Source organism: Flavobacterium stagni (assembly GCF_004122105.1).
Lineage (GTDB): Bacteria > Bacteroidota > Bacteroidia > Flavobacteriales > Flavobacteriaceae > Flavobacterium > Flavobacterium stagni.
In genome coordinates this window covers 935,826-953,637 of the sequence record NZ_SBKN01000001.1, presented here as the reverse complement: position 1 = coordinate 953,637, position 17,812 = coordinate 935,826, and the positions used below count along the sequence as shown (strand labels likewise).

The window sequence follows — 17,812 nt, the reverse complement described above, 5'->3', positions numbered from 1 at the left end:
CGGCAAGGAAGTTTCAAGGAATAGTTATCAACAAAAAAAGCTGCCCAATGGACAGCTTTTGTGTATGCGTTGTAAATATTACGGTGCCGGTAAAATCGGCACTTTATAAAATGTTCCGTATTGGAAATTTACCAATTCTCCGTAAGAAGGATTGTTTGAAGTTTGTACCGCATTGAATTTGAATGTTCCAGAAATTGTACTTCCCGTGTTTTCAGTGATGACTAATTCACCATTGCTTCCTTCTACATTCAAAACGCGAACTTTAGCATTGTTATTGCCACCAACGATCGTAATTAAATCGCCGGCTTTGTAGTTGTTTCCGGGAGAAGCTACTTTTACAGAAGTCACACCACCCGCAGCATTGGTTGCAATAGATAAGGTTAAACCACTACCATTTCCACCCGTTGTAGGATACGAACCGCTACACGTTAATACACCATTCAAGGTAGTACAATTGGGCGTGTAACCCGAACCCGCTGAAGGGAAATTTTTGGCAATACCAGCAACAGGGCCATTAATGATTTTGGTTTCATAATCCACCACAATATCGTTGAATGAAGATGTATATGTTGCTTTAGTTGCTGTGTTGGTGGTTCCAAAATAATAGGTTCCAACATTTCCTGAACTTACATCCATAGTTAAATCTTCATCTTGCGCCAAACCTACAAGACTAATCGCTCCATTTGAGGATTTATAGGCTTTTACATCAATACCGCGGAATAAAATTCCGTCACGGTATCCTTGTAAACCGGGATCGTTAAACTTCACTTCTTCACTGCAGGAAACGAATGAAGCTACAGCTAGAAAAAGGGCAATGTATTTCTTCATGAATTCTAATATCGTTTATATCAGCACAAAAATAGTTTTTTTGGCGAATTATCGGTCATTTTTTAACGATTTTATCTTGGTTCACTAAATTTTTAATTACCAGTCGGTTGATTTAAAAAGTTTTGTATATTTGCGCCCTTATTAATCGGGGTCGGGAACCCCATAATTTAATCAATAGATTATGTCAGTAAAAATTAGATTACAAAGACACGGTAAAAAAGGGAAGCCTTTTTACTGGATTGTTGCTGCAGATGCACGCTCAAAACGCGATGGTAAATTCTTAGAAAAAGTAGGAACTTACAATCCAAACACGAATCCTGCTACGATCGAATTAAACTTAGACAAAGCGGTTCAATGGTTACACAATGGTGCTCAACCTACTGATACTGCAAGAGCTATTTTATCGTACAAAGGTGCTTTATTAAAACACCACTTAGATGGCGGTGTTCGTAAAGGTGCTTTAACGCAAGAACAAGCTGATGCAAAATTAGCTGCATGGTTAGAAGAAAAAGCTTCTAAAGTTGATGCGAAAAAAGACGGTTTGGCTAAAGCAAAAGATGATGCAAAAGCAAAAGCGTTAAAAGCTGAAAAAGAAGTTAACGAAAAACGTGCAAAAGCGGCTGAAGAAGCATTAAAAGCGGCTGAAGCTGAAGCGGCTGCTGAAGAAGCTACTGCTGAAGAAGCTGTAGAAGAAACAGTTGCTGAAGTTGCTGAAGAAGCTCCTGCAGTTGAAGAAACTACAGAAGAAGCTCCTGCTGCTGAAGAAAACAACGAAACTGAAGCTTAATATACCCAGCGGTAATGCGTAAGAAAGACTGTTTCTATCTCGGCAAAATCGCGAAAAAATTTAGCTTTAAAGGGGAAGTTCTCATCTATCTAGACACGGACGAACCCGAAATGTATGAAAATATGGAATCAGTATTTGTCGATTTTGGCAAAGATCTGATTCCATTTTTTATTGAAAATTCCAATCTTCACAAAGGCGACTTCTTACGCGTAAAATTTGAAGATGTGGACAGTGAAGCGGAAGCTGATGAAATTATCGGCTGCGAAATTTACCTCCCGCTATCTGCCTTGCCGCAACTGGAAGGCAATAAATTCTACTTTCACGAAATTATCGGATTTGCGGTTGAAGACCAACGCCTCGGACCCATAGGAACAATCACAGGTGTTAATGACTCTTCTGCCCAACCCCTTTTTGAAATCGAGTGGAACACCCGACAAATTCTCGTTCCTATGATTGACGACTTCATCATCGAGGTGAATCGTGCTCAAAAGAAAATTGTACTTAATACACCGGTGGGATTGGTGGATTTGTATATTTAGGAAATTCTAATACCTTTATTTAGAAATTCCAATATTAAAAATTCCAAATTCCAACAACTTAATTTCTAAATTCCAATACCCTAAAAGCCAAATTCCAATAACTTAAATTCCAAAATCCAATTTTTTTTTTAAACGCCAAATCAAGATTTTATGGAAAAGCCTTATGACTTAGAAGAAAGAACCTATTTATTTGCAAAAAACTGCAGATTATACATTCAAAAACTTCCCAAAACAATTTCAAACATAGAAGATGGAAAACAACTTGTTCGTTCATCGGGTTCGGTTGGGGCGAATTACATTGAAGCTAATGAAAAACTTGGCGATAAAGACTTTTTGTTTAGAATAAAAATATCCCGAAAAGAAGCAAAAGAATCGAAATATTGGATACGACTATTGCAAGAATTAAATCCTGATTATAATGATAACTCCATTTCATTATTTGAGGAAGCCGATGAACTAAGAAAAATATTTTCCGCCATTATATCCAAAAGTTCTTCCTAATTTTGCCCATCGGAATTTCGGTTTTTTTTTTTTTGGAATTTTTAATATTGGAATTTCCAAATTGGAATTTCCCCACTTAGATTTCACCCCTATGTTTCTATTCAAACAATTCACCATTGAACAAGACCGTTGTGCCATGAAAGTGGGAACAGACGGTGTGCTGCTGGGCGCTTGGTGTCCACTGGAGCACCAACCCTATTCCGTGTTGGATATTGGAACCGGAACAGGTCTGATTGCATTGATGGTAGCGCAACGCTGCTTTGCCGAACAAATTGAAGCGCTAGAAATCGATGGTGATGCTTTCGAACAAGCGGTTGAAAATTTTGAAAATTCGCCCTGGAACGACCGTCTCTTTTGTTTTCATGCCTCACTCGACGACTTCATGGATGATCTCCAAGACGAGGAATATGATTTAATTGTTTCCAATCCGCCTTTTTACTCGGAAACCGTGTCGTCCGGTAATGAACAACGGGATCAAGCCCGTCAAAAAGCATCCTTGCCTTTTGAAGATCTTTGCGAAGCCGCTGGCATTCTCCTCACTGTAAATGGCGTTTTGGCCGTTATCATTCCCCACAAAGAAGAAGAGAATTTTATTGCTCTCGCTGCAGAAAACGACCTTTTCCCGTTTAAAATCACCCGCGTTCAAGGTACGCCCGAATCCGAAATCAAACGCAGTTTGTTGGCGTTTTCCCGACAACCCGAAGAACCACAAATCGACTCCTTAATTATTGAAACCACGCGTCACAATTACACGGAAGCTTACCGAACATTGACACAAGAGTTTTATATCAAATAAGCCGACTTAGGAGCTGTAGCCCCATTTATTTTCCCGTACCTCCCCGCTATCCGCGCTACACGGTAGCTTGCTCCTATCGGGGCTAAAAAAGACCTGCCGCTTTTCAAATCATGTAGAAAAACTTTCACATTTCGCTAGTTTTTAATTAACAAAACTTTGGAAAAGGGTCGGTGGCAACCTTCGTACTTTCGTTGTACAACCACAAGACCATGAAACCAATACTCGCTGCTCTCCTTTTCATTTTCAGTTTTTCATGGGTACACGCCCAAGAATTCCGCATTCACGGTACGTTGCGCTCTCAAGAACTATACGTTTCCAAAGTGGATGTCGCCAACGAGCGCACCAAAAAACATGTCACAACCGATGCCAATGGTTATTTCGAAATCGATGTGGCGTTGGACGATGTGTTGTATTTGGTGCACCCCGATTTTGAAGTCAAAAAAATCATTATCATGAGTGCGACCACCTGGCTTTATGAAGAAGAACTCACCCCAAAAGCCATACAACTGGACGAAGTGGACGTTACCAAGTTAAACAAAGTAAAAGTAAAATTTGATCCCGCAGACGCGAAAATGGCCGCTATTAAAAATGCCGAATTTGAACGTTACACGGGGGTTTACAACGGTTCGATGCCCCTTGGTGTCGACTTTGTGAGTATTTTCAAAAAACTGGGCGGTTTATTCAAAAAGAAATCCGAAGAATCGACAACTGCTCCTGCGCCAACGGTAAACGAGTTTATCGAAAGTCGGTTTACAGAAGATTATTGGGAAACCACCCTTCATATCAAACCCGAACAAAAAGAGGTATTTATAGCTTACTGCCTTCAAGACCCTAAAATAAAACCCATTTTGGCGCGTGAAGACGGCTTGGAATTAACGGAATTTTTCTTGCAGAAAAAGAAGGAATTCGAAGGCCAAGCGGTCATTGTTGCACCCAAGCCCTAGCTTCCTGACCTGTCTGCTGGCTGGCAGGTAGGAGCGACATCCTCCCGACGTAAGGAGGGAGACCTCCCTTCTCCGGAAGGCAAGTACAGCGGACAGCAGGAAAAAGCTCCAAAAAATAACAGTTGTTCGTTTCTTTCTGAAGTTGGTTTTGTTAAATTTGCAAACGTTTTCGTAAAATAACAATCCGACGGTAAGTCCGTCAACAACAATAACAAACAAATGAAACCAGACTTATTTCAGGCACCCGACTATTATTTGTTGGATGATCTATTGACAGACGAACATAAATTGGTACGTGATGCAGCCCGTGCTTGGGTGAAACGCGAAGTTTCTCCCATCATTGAGGATTATGCGCAACGTGCGGAATTCCCGAAACAAATCATCAAAGGTTTGGGAGAAATCGGCGGATTTGGCCCCTACATTCCCGAGGAATACGGAGGTGCAGGATTGGACCAAATTTCCTATGGTTTGATTATGCAAGAAATTGAACGCGGGGATTCGGGCGTACGTTCGACCTCATCGGTACAATCGTCTTTGGTGATGTATCCAATTTGGAAATACGGCAACGAAGAACAACGCATGAAATACCTTCCCAAATTGGCGACCGGTGAAATGATGGGTTGTTTTGGCTTGACCGAACCCGACTTTGGATCGAATCCGGGAGGTATGGTGACCAACTTCAAAGATATGGGTGACCATTATTTGTTGAACGGGGCTAAAATGTGGATTTCGAATGCACCCTTTGCAGACATTGCCGTAGTTTGGGCCAAAGATGAAACGGGTCGTATTCACGGGTTAATCGTGGAGCGCGGCATGGAAGGTTTCTCAACTCCGGAAACGCACAACAAATGGTCGTTGCGTGCTTCGGCAACAGGGGAGTTGATTTTTGACAACGTTAAAGTTCCCAAAGAAAATTTATTACCCAACAAATCCGGATTGGGCGCGCCGCTAGGTTGCTTGGATTCGGCGCGTTATGGTATTGCTTGGGGAGCCATTGGTGCTGCGATGGATTGTTATGACACCGCTTTACGTTATGCGAAAGAGCGCGTACAATTTGACAAACCGATTGCCGCAACGCAATTGCAACAAAAGAAATTAGCCGAAATGATTACCGAAATCACCAAAGCGCAATTATTGACGTGGCGTTTGGGCGTATTGCGTAACGAAGGAAGAGCGACTTCGGCTCAGATTTCAATGGCAAAACGCAACAACGTAGATATGGCGATTAACATTGCTCGTGAAGCACGTCAGATTTTGGGTGGTATGGGAATTACCGGTGAATATTCGATCATGCGTCACAGTATGAACTTAGAATCCGTAATTACGTATGAAGGTACACACGACATCCACTTGTTGATTACAGGTATGGACATTACCGGTTTTGCGGCTTTTAAATAAAAATAAGAATACTCGATATAAAAAATGCTTCACGAATTGTGAAGCATTTTTTTTGTGTCTTATAGATATTAATTCGGATTTAACGCTTGGTCAATTCTAGCAATTAAATCAGCGATATGGAATTTACTTAATCGATCTGTAGCTGTGGCATAAGCCGCTTTTAGCTGACCTTTCAACTCAATCAAGTGACCGCGAGCAATAGACGGCAAATCGGTGTCTACCATAACAATGCGTCTTCCGTTGAAATTGGCCACTGCACTTTTATCCATTTTGATGGCATCGATGAGTTTCGAAACAAAGGCTTTTTGTAGATTTCTTCGGTATACATCAATAGGCGCATTGGCTTTTAGTTCTGAGAAAATTCCGCCTTTCAAATCGCTCATCAATTCGTCAACCGAATAGTTTTCTTTCCCTAAAGAAGCGGTTTCTTGCAAGCGTGCCATTCGATCTAAGGACAATAAGTTGGAAAGCGTTCCGTCTTGAATGCCGCGAATGAGTTCGACCCCTTTATCCGGAGAAATTTTTGCCAAAATATTTTGATCCAACAACCACGTAGGTGTCTTAAATAATTGCTTGTTCAAAAAGTCTACGGCTTCGTTTTGAATACTTGACGGTACCGTTTCGTATTCATTCCCTTGCATATCATAGGTTTTTGGCGTTTCATAAATTCCGCCCACATTCTTCGTTACATGGCCCATATAGCGTCTAAATTGACCCACTAAAGCCATATACATATCTTCCAATTCGGAATAATCTTCACCTTTTTCTTTACTCCATTCGATGAGATTCGGCAAAATTACTTTTAGGTTTTTAATCCCATATTCTGAAGCTTTCATGGCATTATCTCCCAAGTCTTCCGTTTGATAACGCGGATCAAAAGGACTGCTTTCGGTACCAAACCATAGTCGGCGATTTTTGTACGCTTCTTTGGTCATTTCATTCAGCAAGGCTTTCTCTTCGTCTTCGGATTTCGCATCTGGAAAATAGGAATATCCCCATTTGATGGCCCATTTGTCATAATCGCCAATGCGTGGAAACAAATCGGTTACCCCATCGCCTGGTTGTGCCACATAATTGAAACGGGCATAATCCATAATGGAAGACGTGTGTCCATTTTTCTTTTGGTATTCGGGATTTCTCAACATTTCCACCGGAGTCGCATTACTAGCTCCCATATTGTGGCGTAAGCCTAGGGTGTGTCCCACTTCGTGAGCAGCTACAAAACGAATGAGTTCGCCCATCAATTTATCGTCAAACTTTTTATTGCGTGCTTTCGGGTCGACAGCCGCGGTTTGAATTAAATACCAATCGCGCAATAAGCTCATGATGTTGTGGTACCAACCGATATGACTTTCCATGATTTCACCCGTTCTGGGATCGTGCACATTTGGACCGTAGGCATTTTGAATTTCGGCTGCAAAGTAGCGCAACACTGAGAAACGGGCATCCTCCAAGCTCATGGTTGGATCGTTCTCAGGCCAATATTCCCCACGAATGGCATTTTTCCAACCCGCACCTTCAAAGGCAACTTGCCAATCGTCAATTCCTTGTTTGATGAACGGCTTCCACTTATCAGGTGTTGCTGGGTCGATGTAATAAACGATGGGTTTTAACGGTTCGATCAATTCGCCCCGTTTTTGTTTTTGCGCATCCTCTTCATTTTTGGGCTCTAAGCGCCAGCGAACTGCAAAAACATCGGTATCTGCTTTTTGTGAATCCTCTTCAAAGACCTCATAGCGATTGGCAAAATACCCTACGCGTTTGTCGAATGAACGCTTGCGCATCGGCTTTTCAGGCAACAAAATAAAAGAGGTATTTAATTCCATTGTCACCACACCCGCGTCTAAACCTGCAGGCAAATCAACTCCGATTTTGGGCGCAGGAGAACGCGAAATTTGAGGCGCCACCGTACTAAATGTTTTTGTAGTTCTAATTTCAGTATTGATGGGGAAACTTTTTACATATTGAATAAACGACTTGTCTTTTTGAAACGCTTGTATACTTAACAATTGCTTTTTGATCGGATCCAAAGAAAAGGTTTGCACATCGGCTTCAAAAGTGGGCGTCATGTCAATAACGCTCGCTACATTGTTTTTCCCAGCCTCGTCTTTTTTGTAAGCTAATATGTCATAAATCCCGATTATGGGGTCGGCGCTGGAATTTTTAACCGATTGTGTAATGGGTTTATCCTCTTCAGTTGCTCTGATTACGTAGGTAATTGAACGCAAAATGAGGGTATTGTTTAACCCTTTTTCAAAACGAACAACTTGTCGATTTACTTCTTCTCCACCAAAAATTCCGCCTCCAGCAGGTGTTTTGGAATACCGTGTGGTGGTCATAATTTCTTTTCCTAGTAAAGCATCCGGAATTTCAAACAAGTATTTATCTGAAACTTTGTGCACATCGATTAACCCTTTTTGAGTAACTGCCGTTGAATCGATTACTTTTTTATAGGGCTTTGGCTCTTTCTTCGTCTCCGGTTTTTTGGCTTCTTGCGTTACCGGTGGAGCACCTTTATCCTTTTTTTGAGCAACCGTTTTTATATTGAAAAAAAGCAAAAACAATACAAAAACCTTTAAGAATTTACTATTCATGTTTGTGAGTTTAGTTGGCTAAAAATACGATTTAGATAATAGACTATCGTATTTTAAAATAAAATTAACATGTGATTATTCTGAAATTACTGACAGGGCTTACTTGTGATTTCAAAGCTAACTTATGAGAGCAACCATTTTTTTCCAACCAAAAATCAAACAATAAATAAAATTGATTTAAAATTCTTCCGTTATTTAGGTAGCCTTTTTATTTTTACAAAAAAATACGCTATGACAATCCGAGAAATTAACAATGCTATTCAACCTTTAAAAGACCAGTTGTTGCAGCATTCGTTATACGAGAAAGTGAGAACCCCAGAAGATTTACACTGTTTTTTGGAAAACCATGTGTATGCGGTTTGGGATTTTATGTCGTTATTGAAGGCTCTACAACAAAAGTTGACCTGTACAACTACACCATGGTTGCCTGTGGGAAATCCAGAAATTCGTTATTTAATCAACGGGATTGTTGTAGCAGAAGAAACGGATATTGCCTTAGACGGACGACGAATGAGTCATTACGAAATGTATTTGGATGCGATGGCCCAATGCGGTGCCAACGTAGTGACGGTGAGCCAATTTTTAGAAGACATTCAAAAAACTCAAAATATTTTTGTTTCCATCAAGCATGCGGATGTACATCCCAACGTACGTGCTTTCTTAGATTTTACCTTCCGTGTGATTGAAGAAGGAAAACCCCACAAAATTGCGGCGGCATTTACGTTTGGTCGAGAAGATTTGATTCCGAACATGTTTACGGAAATTTTAAAGAATTTTCAGCAGAACTTCCCGCAAACCGATTTGTCAAAACTGATCTATTATTTTGAGCGCCATATTGAATTGGATGCCGACGAACACGGTCCGATGGCGATGCAAATGATTACCGAATTATGTGGAGACAGCGCATCCAAATGGAATGAAGTGCTTGAAGTTTCCCAACAAGCCTTGGAAAAACGCATTGGATTATGGAATGCGATTGAAGAGCAAGTAGTACAAAAAGCCGAACTCGTTTAGTCGGCTTTTTCTTTTTTAGTCTTTTTTTCTTTGTCTTTCCCCTTTTTCAATTTCTTCAATAAGGTATCTAGGGACAAGCTGTAATTGACATTCCATACCGAGCGATCATCTTGAGTGGCTTTGTATCGATCTTCAAAGAAGTACGTGATTCCGATGGCTTGTCCATACTTCAAATCGTATTTGGCACCAGCATAATACCGGATTCGGTGATAGGCAATCGGACTTTTATCCAGACGGATGAAAAATTCGGGGCCCACATTGAATGACCATTTGCTTTTCGGCACATTATATTCAAAAGCAATGCGTTCACGAAGATACTGCGAAGGCGCTTTAAAATTAGCCATGAAATCAGCATCAAATTGTTGCGTAGTCCATTGGTAGCGTATTCGGGCGCTAATACTGTATTGCTTTTTGAATTTATGTTCAAATTTTACACTGGCAAACAAACGGTGATTATCATGATCGAACGCGGTAGCAAAACGATAACCGGCTTCGATGTCCCATTTTTTCGTCAACTTATACGTAATACCAGTCTGAATTACACTGGATTGAAAAGCCCCAAAATCATGGTCTAATCCATAGCGGTATTGGGTTTCTACTTTCCATTTTTTTGCAAATTGATAATCCACAGCCGCTGACAACCGCAATTGATTGTCAATGTTTTGAGCAGCCAAACTCATAGTCATTAGGCAAAAGAAGAGAATTTTCTTAGTCATTGTCAATACTCGTTGGTAATGAATTTTCGCTTTCTGCTGAATAATAATACGCTTTTAACAACACGGTATCTTTTAAATAATTTATGGAAACAATATCTACTTTGTGCACTTCCAATCCGGTACGATTGCGTAAATCTTCCATTAATTCTTGGCGTTGTTCAGGGCGAATTAAAAGCACATTATCGTATAAAATCTCTTTGTAGCTTTCGTTGTTGATAAAATTCAAACGCTCTAAAAAGAACGTCATAATCAAAATAATCACGTTACAAACGGCTAACAATAAAAATCCATCTTTGGAAGAAGCTAAAGAATTCAACATCCCTAATGCCACACAGACAAAGAAATAGCCCATATCCTTTATGGACACCATGATGGTTCGGTAACGAATAATCGAGAAAATGGCAAACAACCCGAAGGCAAATCCCATTTTAATCTTGGCCGTCCCCAACAAGAAACAAATCATAAAATTGATGATATTGAACAACACAAAAGTGAAGACAAAGTCTTTGTTGCGGTGTTTGGGGTAATAAATAAACCCGACTAACACAAGTAAAGCAACTACATCAATTGCAGCGCGCGAACCAAAATCAAGTAAATTAAAGGCATTCGTTGTGGTCAATTCTTCCATTTCCATTGAGTTTATTTAAGTTTTTAATTAGAGGTAAAAAATTATTCTTTTTGATTCTTGGATGCAATAACATCACACCGTAGATGTATTTACTAAAACCGCGTTGACGAATTCCGTCCAACTTTAATGCATTAACTATGGGGGAATTGGTCGACTTGGGTTGTTTGATTTCCAACACGTAATAATCGGTCAATGCTTTGGTATCTGTAGCATTGGAAAACGATATATTGAAATCCAACGTCATGCGTTCGGTAAATTCATTATTTACAAAGGTGATACGTTGAAATGTATTGGATAGTATTACTTCCAGATTCTTCACATTTTTTCTAGAAAACCCATCAATTAATTCTTGTCGAGCCGAATCCAATCGGTAAAGAATGTCGGTAAGGGGTTGCCGAATTTTTTGGGTACGCTCTACCTTTTCCTTTTTCTTGATTTCAAAAAAACTTGCCCCTGTTTCCACATACTTCCGACTTCGCACTTTGATACGTTGGGTATATCCATTGTGATGATCGTAATAAAACCGCAAATCGGGAGTATCAAAATAATTGTTTTCGTAGGTAAAAATACGGTTGCCATCTATGTCAAGCACTTGATAATGCTGCATAATAATCGGCATCAATGCCTCGAGTTGGGAGCTTGTCAATACGTATTTCGAGTCAATACGATTTTGCAAAGCAACACCATCGAGTTCGTGCAATGAAATGCCTTGAAGGCGCTGTATAGTAGGATGAAGTGGGTGCAAATTCATTATTTTAATTAGAATGAAACGACAAAATCCTCGGTTTCAACCGTTTGTTTTTTAGAAGTGATTTCTATGGTTTTTAACACATAGACTTGATCCCAAGCGCAATAATCACAATCGCCATAGACCCAAATATCGTATTTCCCTTCGTAGAGATAATCAAATTTGAATGAACCATCGGGAGCGGAGTCTTTACTATCAAAATAATTGGGTTCGCCGTGTTTACTGATATAGACTTTGAAACCACCCACATAACCTTGTCCCACAACATTTCCATTCGAATTGTAATCTTTTCCAAATACTTTTCCTCGAATAGTGGCCAATCCACCGTATCCTTCATCGTGAGAACAAGACAAGGATAATATCGTAATTACTACTAAAAATGCTAGTTTTTTCATGACTATAGTTTAATTTATAACAATTATTTTTTGGGTTAACGCTCCATATTTAACAAGGTAGGTTCCAGAAACCCTACTATCAAAATTGAGTACGGTTTCCAATTGAGCATTGGTTTCTTGCACCAATTGACCTAACATATTGTATACTTCAATTTTAGTATTCTCATTGATTTGATTTAACACTACCGTTGCCGAACCATGGGTTGGATTGGGTACAATCTGCATGGTTGGGGTTTGATTTCCAAATTCGGCGGTGGCCAGCGGACTGTTATTCGCATTATATGTTGGCGCTTGAATCACAAAATTTCCAGTTCCGTTTGGTACACGGGCATACCCCATATCGACTGTTTGTGCATTAAAAACCACCTGATCAATGACAACTTGTGCGGGATTGGCTAACGTAACCGATTCACCGGTTGCGGATAATTTCCAAGCGGCATGGAGTATACCATCAATGGCTTCGTCATCAGCCCAAACTATTAAATACCCATTGGCAGGAATAATGGTTCCTACAGGAAATTGCCATTTGGTTAAATTGGTGGTATTATCACTAAGGTAAAATCCGCTTAAATCGACAGGATAACTCATATTGTTATACAACTCTACCCAATCTTCAAATTCGCCAACCTCATCCGTTATCGTACTGTTATTTTGTGCCATCAATTCATTAATCACTACTTGACCTGAAGTAACTGCGGGATAATCGCCCAACAAAGTATAGTACTCATGTTCGGCGCGCTCGGGAGCAAACTTACCAATGGTTGCATTTTCTGCATACAAATAATATTGCATTGAAATGGCTGCTAACGTAAGTTGAGTACCATAGACATTATCTCCGGCGGCACCATCATTATGCGCTCCATCGTCATACATCGTTACTTTGGTGAAAGGCTGGAGTGCATTAAACCGGTAACCGATGTACACCGAACTTGCTGTGGCATTGGTAACGGTAGCCCGCATGGTGAACGTACTATTTAAAGCGGGTGCAGCAGGTACCGCGGTTATTGCTGCAATAGAAGGTTGCGTGGCAGTAAAATCGGACTGTGCCACTAAATACGTATTTCTACCATTCATTAAACTCGATAACCCTGGTGCCGTTTGCATCCCTGAAGCCACATCAGTTGTCAAATTGGCCGTAAATTGAGCGGTAGTAAAAAATTTATTGACATCGGCAGCAACATCACTTGCAATTAAGGATTGGAAACTTTGCGCTTTGGTGTAATAGGAATTGTTGGAAATATTTTCTGCCAAAATCGTTTTGTAATGGGCTAAATATTTGCGCTTATACGTTGGGATAGCCAATAATTTACTCACCAACGGCCAAGCCGCATCGGCTGAATGCAAGGTGTGTGACATTTGACGTTTTGCAGCAGTTGTGGTAAGGTTGCCCGAGCCTGTATCACTGAACGTTCCAAACGACATGTTCAAATCCCAAACGATTGGATTAAAGCGCCCGTTATCGTCTTTGTACAAATAATAATTTTGTTTGAACTTACCGATATAACTATCCAAATTCACCATCACATTATCGAAGGCTAGCATCCAAAGTACACGATCAACATCCAATACGGTTTCAATTGAGGCGGTATTGTTATTCAACACATTACACAAATTAATTAAGTCATTCCAGCCATCCAATGATTTCATATCGTAAGCGGCAGTATAACTCGCACTGGAAGTTCCTAAATATTCCAAACTTGGATAGTTGGACGAACCTGGACCAGCTCCAGCTGGCGGACTGCAATCAAAAAAAGCATTTCCATTGGAACCAAAATGCGCATCAACAAACTTCTTAGAGATGGACTCTACGTTGGTATACAGACCGATGAAAGTCCCATTCACATACACCTTTGCATAATTGGCTTTGGGCGCATGCATGTATTGGCGTAAAATATCATAGGCAACCGTTTCACGCACAAAGGATGGATCGGAAAAAACATTATTCAATTTAATATCGGTATAGCCTTGATAGTCTTGATTAACATAGGCATCCAATTCAATGTGAAATGGATTTTTAACATTATTGGGATTATACGAACTATTCCCTTTGTATTTCACCCCAACATTGGGAAATACAGTGCCATTAATAGAAACCGATTGCGCTTGAGTGTAAACATCAGAAGCTTCTGCCGCATCTAAAATGGCATCCCAATTCGTTTGGGAAAAAGTAATTTCGATAGTTTGAATGGTGTTGGTGTCGTAAAAGGACTGCCCTTTCACAATTCCTGCAAAGAGAACAACAACAAAACAAGTTAAGAGTTTTTTCATTTTTACTAAATTATTTAAACTTGATTAGACGAAATTATCAAAAACTTCATGCATAAATTTCTCAATTTCTTAACAATTTGGTAATATTTTGTGAAAGTAGATTGAAATGTCTTTGCAAAAAAAAGAATTCGGTTAACCGCAGCTTTTTGTAGGTCAACTACATTTTACCTCCAAAAAAAAGCGTTTTACCTCAATAAAATATACATAACCAACACATTGTTTATCTTTAGGTCATAGAAACAAAACCATGCAAAACAAAAACTTTTTCCTTCATCTATTGGGAAGCATTGCCTTTTTAAGCCTACCCATACTTTTATCACCGGATGTAAATACGGGATGGAATTTATTTCGGATCAATCCCTTTTTAAACCATTTTAGCCAGCAATTTTTTTTACTGATTCTTTTTTACATTAATTATTATTGGCTCATTCCAAATTACTTTTTTGGCAAAAACCCAACGCTTTACTATTACTTGTTTAATGGATTATTCTTAGCCTTAATACTTACAATTCCCTCCTATTTTTTTCCTTTTCATATGGGAGAAAATAAATTACCTCCGAATGCGATGATGGGAGAAATTCCTTCTATGAAAAGTTTCCCCGAGCCCAAGAATGGATTTTTTGGTCCCTTCATGGAAGGAGGGATTTTTAAGGCCGGACTCATTTTAGGATTATCCTATTTGTTAAAAATGAACCAACGCTTTTCTGAATTAAAAAATGAAAAATTAAGCGCTGAAGTTTCCTATTTGAAAGCGCAAATCAACCCGCATTTTTTATTCAACACTTTGAATAGTTTATATGCTTTGACCCTTCAAAAATCAGACGAAGCTTCTAAGGCCGTTTTAAAATTATCCGGTATTATGCGCTATGTAGTCGTGGAAAGCTCTAAAGAACACGTATCTTTATCTAAAGAAATTAATTACATTCAGGATTATATCGAGCTACAAAAATTACGACTGGATGAATCGGTTAATTTGAAAGTCAATATTGAAGGTGATAGTAATAATAAACAAATTGCGCCTTTGGTATTAATTCCGTTTATTGAAAATGCCTTTAAATATGGTATTAATCCCGATGAACAAAGCTACATTTCCATTTTGATTAAAATTTTTGAAAATGAATTGTACTTAGAGGTTGAAAATTCCATTGTGAATGCTGAAATTTCTGAAGAATTCAAAACAGAACAAGGCATAGAAAACACTTTGAAACGTCTGGAATTTATTTATCCCAAAAAACATCAATTTAGGGTGTTTGAGTCCGAAACTGTTTATACTATCCAACTCAAAATCTATTTGGAATGATAAAAGCAATTGCCTTAGACGACGAACCTTTAGCGCTAGAAATAATTAGTCATTTCTCAAAATCAATTGACTTTATCCACTTGGAAAAAACATTTACCAAACAAAATGAAGCGATGAAGTATTTGCGTAATTATCCGGTTGATTTAATTTTCTTGGACATCAATATGCCGCAAAAAAATGGAATTGACTTTTTTAAATCGTTAAATGCGGATCCGATTTTAATTTTTACAACGGCCTACAGCGAATTTGCAGTTGAAGGTTTTAATATTAATGCCACAGATTATTTGTTAAAACCATTTTCTGAAGAACGCTTTGTACAGGCCGCAATGAAAGCACGCAACGAATTTGAGTTCAGAAAAAACCGTTCTGTTCAAACGCATTTGATGATTCGAGCCGACTATAAATTGTATCGCATTGAATTCGATAACATCCTTTTTATAGAAGGTTTGGACGATTACATCCAAATTCACCAAACTAACGGCTCAAAGATTGTCGCGCGGTATTCCATGAAAAGTATTTTGGCAAAACTCCCCGATCAAAAGTTCATACGGATTCACCGTTCTTATATCGTGGCCACGAATCAAATTAAATCGATACAAAACAAAACCATCACCTTAGCAGACTTTGTTCTCCCTATTGGTGACACGTATCGTGATGAAATTTTAAACATGATGCGGTAATTAACCGCAAGAATACTGCTGTTTACCTCAATCTTTTTTTTGTCAAAAAAATTAATCTCAATTTTGAATCAGCAATTAAGGACAAACTTAATTGAGTTTGCTATATCACACTTGTTGTGAATTAAGTAATGTGTTTAGTTTTTTTCATGATGAAGGAGTTTCAAGTTTTGAGCTCCTTCATTGTTTTTTTTGGCTAAAAATGAATTTCACCTCCCAAAAAATCCTATTTACCTCAATTTATTGTAATTAAAATGATAGCGAAATACATTAGCTCCCTAATGATCAATTTATAATGAAAACAAAACTATTTACATTGTTGGCTCTTGTTGCAGGATATGCTTCTTGGGGTCAATCACAACGAACCGTATTTGGTAACACAGTGGAAAAAATAAACCCAAACAATGGTTTAATTAAATGTGTTTCAACTGAATATGAAAACTATTTACAAAGTCAGGACGCCTCTCGAAACACGACTGCTTTTGAACAATGGATTGCTCCAAAAGTAGAAAATATCAAAAATCAATTATTGAGTGGAAAATCTACTGCAACTGTAGTAACCATTCCCGTTGTGGTTCACGTGATTCATAATGGTGATGCGGTAGGTAGCAATGAAAATATCTCTGATGCGCGTGTTTTATCGCAAATCACGGTATTAAATCAAGATTTCCGAAGAATGTTAAATACAAACGGCTATAATGACAATGCGGTAGGAGCTGATATTGAAGTTGAATTTTGTATGGCGCAACGCAAACCGGATGGAACAGCAACCAATGGTATTGACCGTGTAAATTTGGGCACTGCCAATTGGGCGACTGAATCCAGTGTAGAAGGCACCTTAAAACCCAATACTATTTGGGATCCCACCCAATATTTCAACATTTGGGTGTGTGCATTTAGCACAAGTGCTTCAGCAGAATTGGGAGGGGTTTTGGGTTATGCACAATTTCCTTACGGCTCTGGACTTTCAGGATTATCAGGGGTAACCAATACAGCGAACACCGACGGTGTAATCATCGATTACCGTTGTTTTGGCACTAGTGAAATTGCACCTGGAACTTACTTCACCGATTATGATTTGGGTCGAACAGCAACTCATGAAATCGGTCACTGTTTTGGATTACGCCACATTTGGGGAGACAATACTAGTTGCACGGTTAACGCTACCGATAGCGCCAAAGATTATTGTCCCGATACACCGGCTGCCGCCAATGAAAACTACGATTGTGCTGCAACCTATGATTCGTGTCCTTCTGCAACAGGAAATGATATGACCGAAAACTATATGGATTACACGAATGACAGTTGTATGAATACGTTTACTTTAAATCAAAAAGCACGAATTTTGGCCGTGATTCAAAATTCGCCTCGTAGAAGTACATTACCAACTTCCTTGGCTTGCCAAGCGCCTTTAAGTCGCTCTGAATTTGGCGTATTGGACAACCTAAAACTATATCCTAACCCAGCCACTGATAAGGTTATTATCAATATCTCAGAAGGAACGGACTTACCCGATGCGTATCAAGTATTTAATGCTTTGGGACAAAAAATCGCTGAAGGTCAAGTTGCTTCAAGTGCCGATTTAACCCTTTCCACTGAAAACTGGGAAAGTGGGGTGTATTTTGTCAAAGTAATCAAACAAGACAGCTTTAAAACATTGCAATTGCTGAAAAAATAAA

At 39.2% G+C, this 17,812-nt stretch carries 17 protein-coding genes; 10 read left to right on the top strand and 7 right to left on the bottom strand.

The window, feature by feature from the left end:
* Window positions 1–78 precede the first annotated feature (78 nt).
* Window positions 79–828 carry a DUF6252 family protein gene (locus EQG61_RS04160; protein WP_129460626.1) on the bottom strand — a complete coding sequence of 250 codons (750 nt, stop codon included), beginning with the start codon at window positions 826–828 and terminating at the stop codon, window positions 79–81.
* Window positions 829–1,009: 181 nt separating this feature from the next.
* On the opposite strand from EQG61_RS04160, the gene EQG61_RS04155 reads away from it, so the two are divergent.
* The 6 genes from EQG61_RS04155 to EQG61_RS04130 all read left to right on the top strand — a co-directional run bounded on the left by EQG61_RS04155 (window position 1,010) and on the right by EQG61_RS04130 (window position 5,793).
* Window positions 1,010–1,615: a 30S ribosomal protein S16 gene (locus tag EQG61_RS04155; RefSeq protein WP_129460625.1), complete on the top strand. Its 606-nt coding sequence runs from the start codon at window positions 1,010–1,012 to the stop codon at window positions 1,613–1,615.
* Between the two features lie 14 nt (window positions 1,616–1,629).
* The gene (rimM, locus tag EQG61_RS04150; protein WP_129460624.1) at window positions 1,630–2,154 is read left to right on the top strand and encodes a ribosome maturation factor RimM; all 525 of its coding nucleotides are present in this window, start codon (window positions 1,630–1,632) and stop codon (window positions 2,152–2,154) included.
* 150 nt (window positions 2,155–2,304) lie between these two features.
* A complete protein-coding gene (locus tag EQG61_RS04145) occupies window positions 2,305–2,655 on the top strand; it encodes a four helix bundle protein (protein ID WP_129460623.1) in 351 nt (116 codons plus the stop codon).
* A 91-nt stretch (window positions 2,656–2,746) separates the two neighbouring features.
* On the top strand, window positions 2,747–3,451 hold the full coding sequence (locus EQG61_RS04140) for a tRNA1(Val) (adenine(37)-N6)-methyltransferase (RefSeq protein ID WP_129460622.1): 705 nt from the start codon (window positions 2,747–2,749) through the stop codon (window positions 3,449–3,451).
* Between the two features lie 209 nt (window positions 3,452–3,660).
* A complete protein-coding gene (locus EQG61_RS04135; protein ID WP_129460621.1) occupies window positions 3,661–4,395 on the top strand; it encodes a hypothetical protein in 735 nt (244 codons plus the stop codon).
* A gap of 219 nt (window positions 4,396–4,614) precedes the next feature.
* Window positions 4,615–5,793 carry an acyl-CoA dehydrogenase family protein gene (locus EQG61_RS04130; protein ID WP_129460620.1) on the top strand — a complete coding sequence of 393 codons (1,179 nt, stop codon included), beginning with the start codon at window positions 4,615–4,617 and terminating at the stop codon, window positions 5,791–5,793.
* Window positions 5,794–5,861: 68 nt separating this feature from the next.
* Here the strand turns inward: EQG61_RS04130 and EQG61_RS04125 are convergent, their stop codons facing one another.
* Entirely contained in the window at window positions 5,862–8,387 is a 2,526-nt protein-coding gene (locus EQG61_RS04125; protein ID WP_129460619.1) for a zinc-dependent metalloprotease, read from the bottom strand.
* Between the two features lie 231 nt (window positions 8,388–8,618).
* Between EQG61_RS04125 and EQG61_RS04120 the strand changes: the two genes are divergently transcribed.
* On the top strand, window positions 8,619–9,401 hold the full coding sequence (locus EQG61_RS04120; protein ID WP_129460618.1) for a DUF3050 domain-containing protein: 783 nt from the start codon (window positions 8,619–8,621) through the stop codon (window positions 9,399–9,401).
* Here EQG61_RS04120 and EQG61_RS04115 read toward each other — a convergent pair.
* The 5 genes from EQG61_RS04115 to EQG61_RS04095 are packed head-to-tail and all read right to left on the bottom strand — an operon-like array spanning window position 9,398 to window position 14,156.
* Window positions 9,398–10,117, bottom strand: coding sequence for a DUF2490 domain-containing protein (locus EQG61_RS04115; protein ID WP_129460617.1), 720 nt, complete (start codon window positions 10,115–10,117; stop codon window positions 9,398–9,400). The genes EQG61_RS04120 and EQG61_RS04115 overlap by 4 nt on opposite strands.
* Window positions 10,110–10,745, bottom strand: coding sequence for a DUF4956 domain-containing protein (locus tag EQG61_RS04110; RefSeq protein WP_164974879.1), 636 nt, complete (start codon window positions 10,743–10,745; stop codon window positions 10,110–10,112). The genes EQG61_RS04115 and EQG61_RS04110 overlap by 8 nt, the downstream gene beginning before the upstream one ends.
* A complete protein-coding gene (locus EQG61_RS04105) occupies window positions 10,714–11,496 on the bottom strand; it encodes a polyphosphate polymerase domain-containing protein (RefSeq protein WP_129460615.1) in 783 nt (260 codons plus the stop codon). The genes EQG61_RS04110 and EQG61_RS04105 overlap by 32 nt, the downstream gene beginning before the upstream one ends.
* An 8-nt stretch (window positions 11,497–11,504) precedes the next feature.
* A complete protein-coding gene (locus EQG61_RS04100) occupies window positions 11,505–11,888 on the bottom strand; it encodes a hypothetical protein (protein ID WP_129460614.1) in 384 nt (127 codons plus the stop codon).
* Between the two features lie 9 nt (window positions 11,889–11,897).
* Window positions 11,898–14,156 (bottom strand): CotH kinase family protein, encoded by a 2,259-nt coding sequence (locus tag EQG61_RS04095; protein WP_129460613.1) that lies wholly within the window; start codon window positions 14,154–14,156, stop codon window positions 11,898–11,900.
* Between the two features lie 247 nt (window positions 14,157–14,403).
* Here EQG61_RS04095 and EQG61_RS04090 point away from each other — a divergent pair, with 247 nt between their 5' ends.
* From EQG61_RS04090 to EQG61_RS04080, 3 genes are all read left to right on the top strand, one after another.
* A complete protein-coding gene (locus EQG61_RS04090; RefSeq protein WP_129460612.1) occupies window positions 14,404–15,456 on the top strand; it encodes a sensor histidine kinase in 1,053 nt (350 codons plus the stop codon).
* Window positions 15,453–16,136: a LytR/AlgR family response regulator transcription factor gene (locus EQG61_RS04085; protein WP_129460611.1), complete on the top strand. Its 684-nt coding sequence runs from the start codon at window positions 15,453–15,455 to the stop codon at window positions 16,134–16,136. The genes EQG61_RS04090 and EQG61_RS04085 overlap by 4 nt, the downstream gene beginning before the upstream one ends.
* 292 nt (window positions 16,137–16,428) lie before the next feature.
* Window positions 16,429–17,811, top strand: a complete 1,383-nt coding sequence (locus EQG61_RS04080; protein WP_129460610.1) for a T9SS type A sorting domain-containing protein — start codon at window positions 16,429–16,431, stop codon at window positions 17,809–17,811.
* Window position 17,812: the final 1 nt, after the last annotated feature.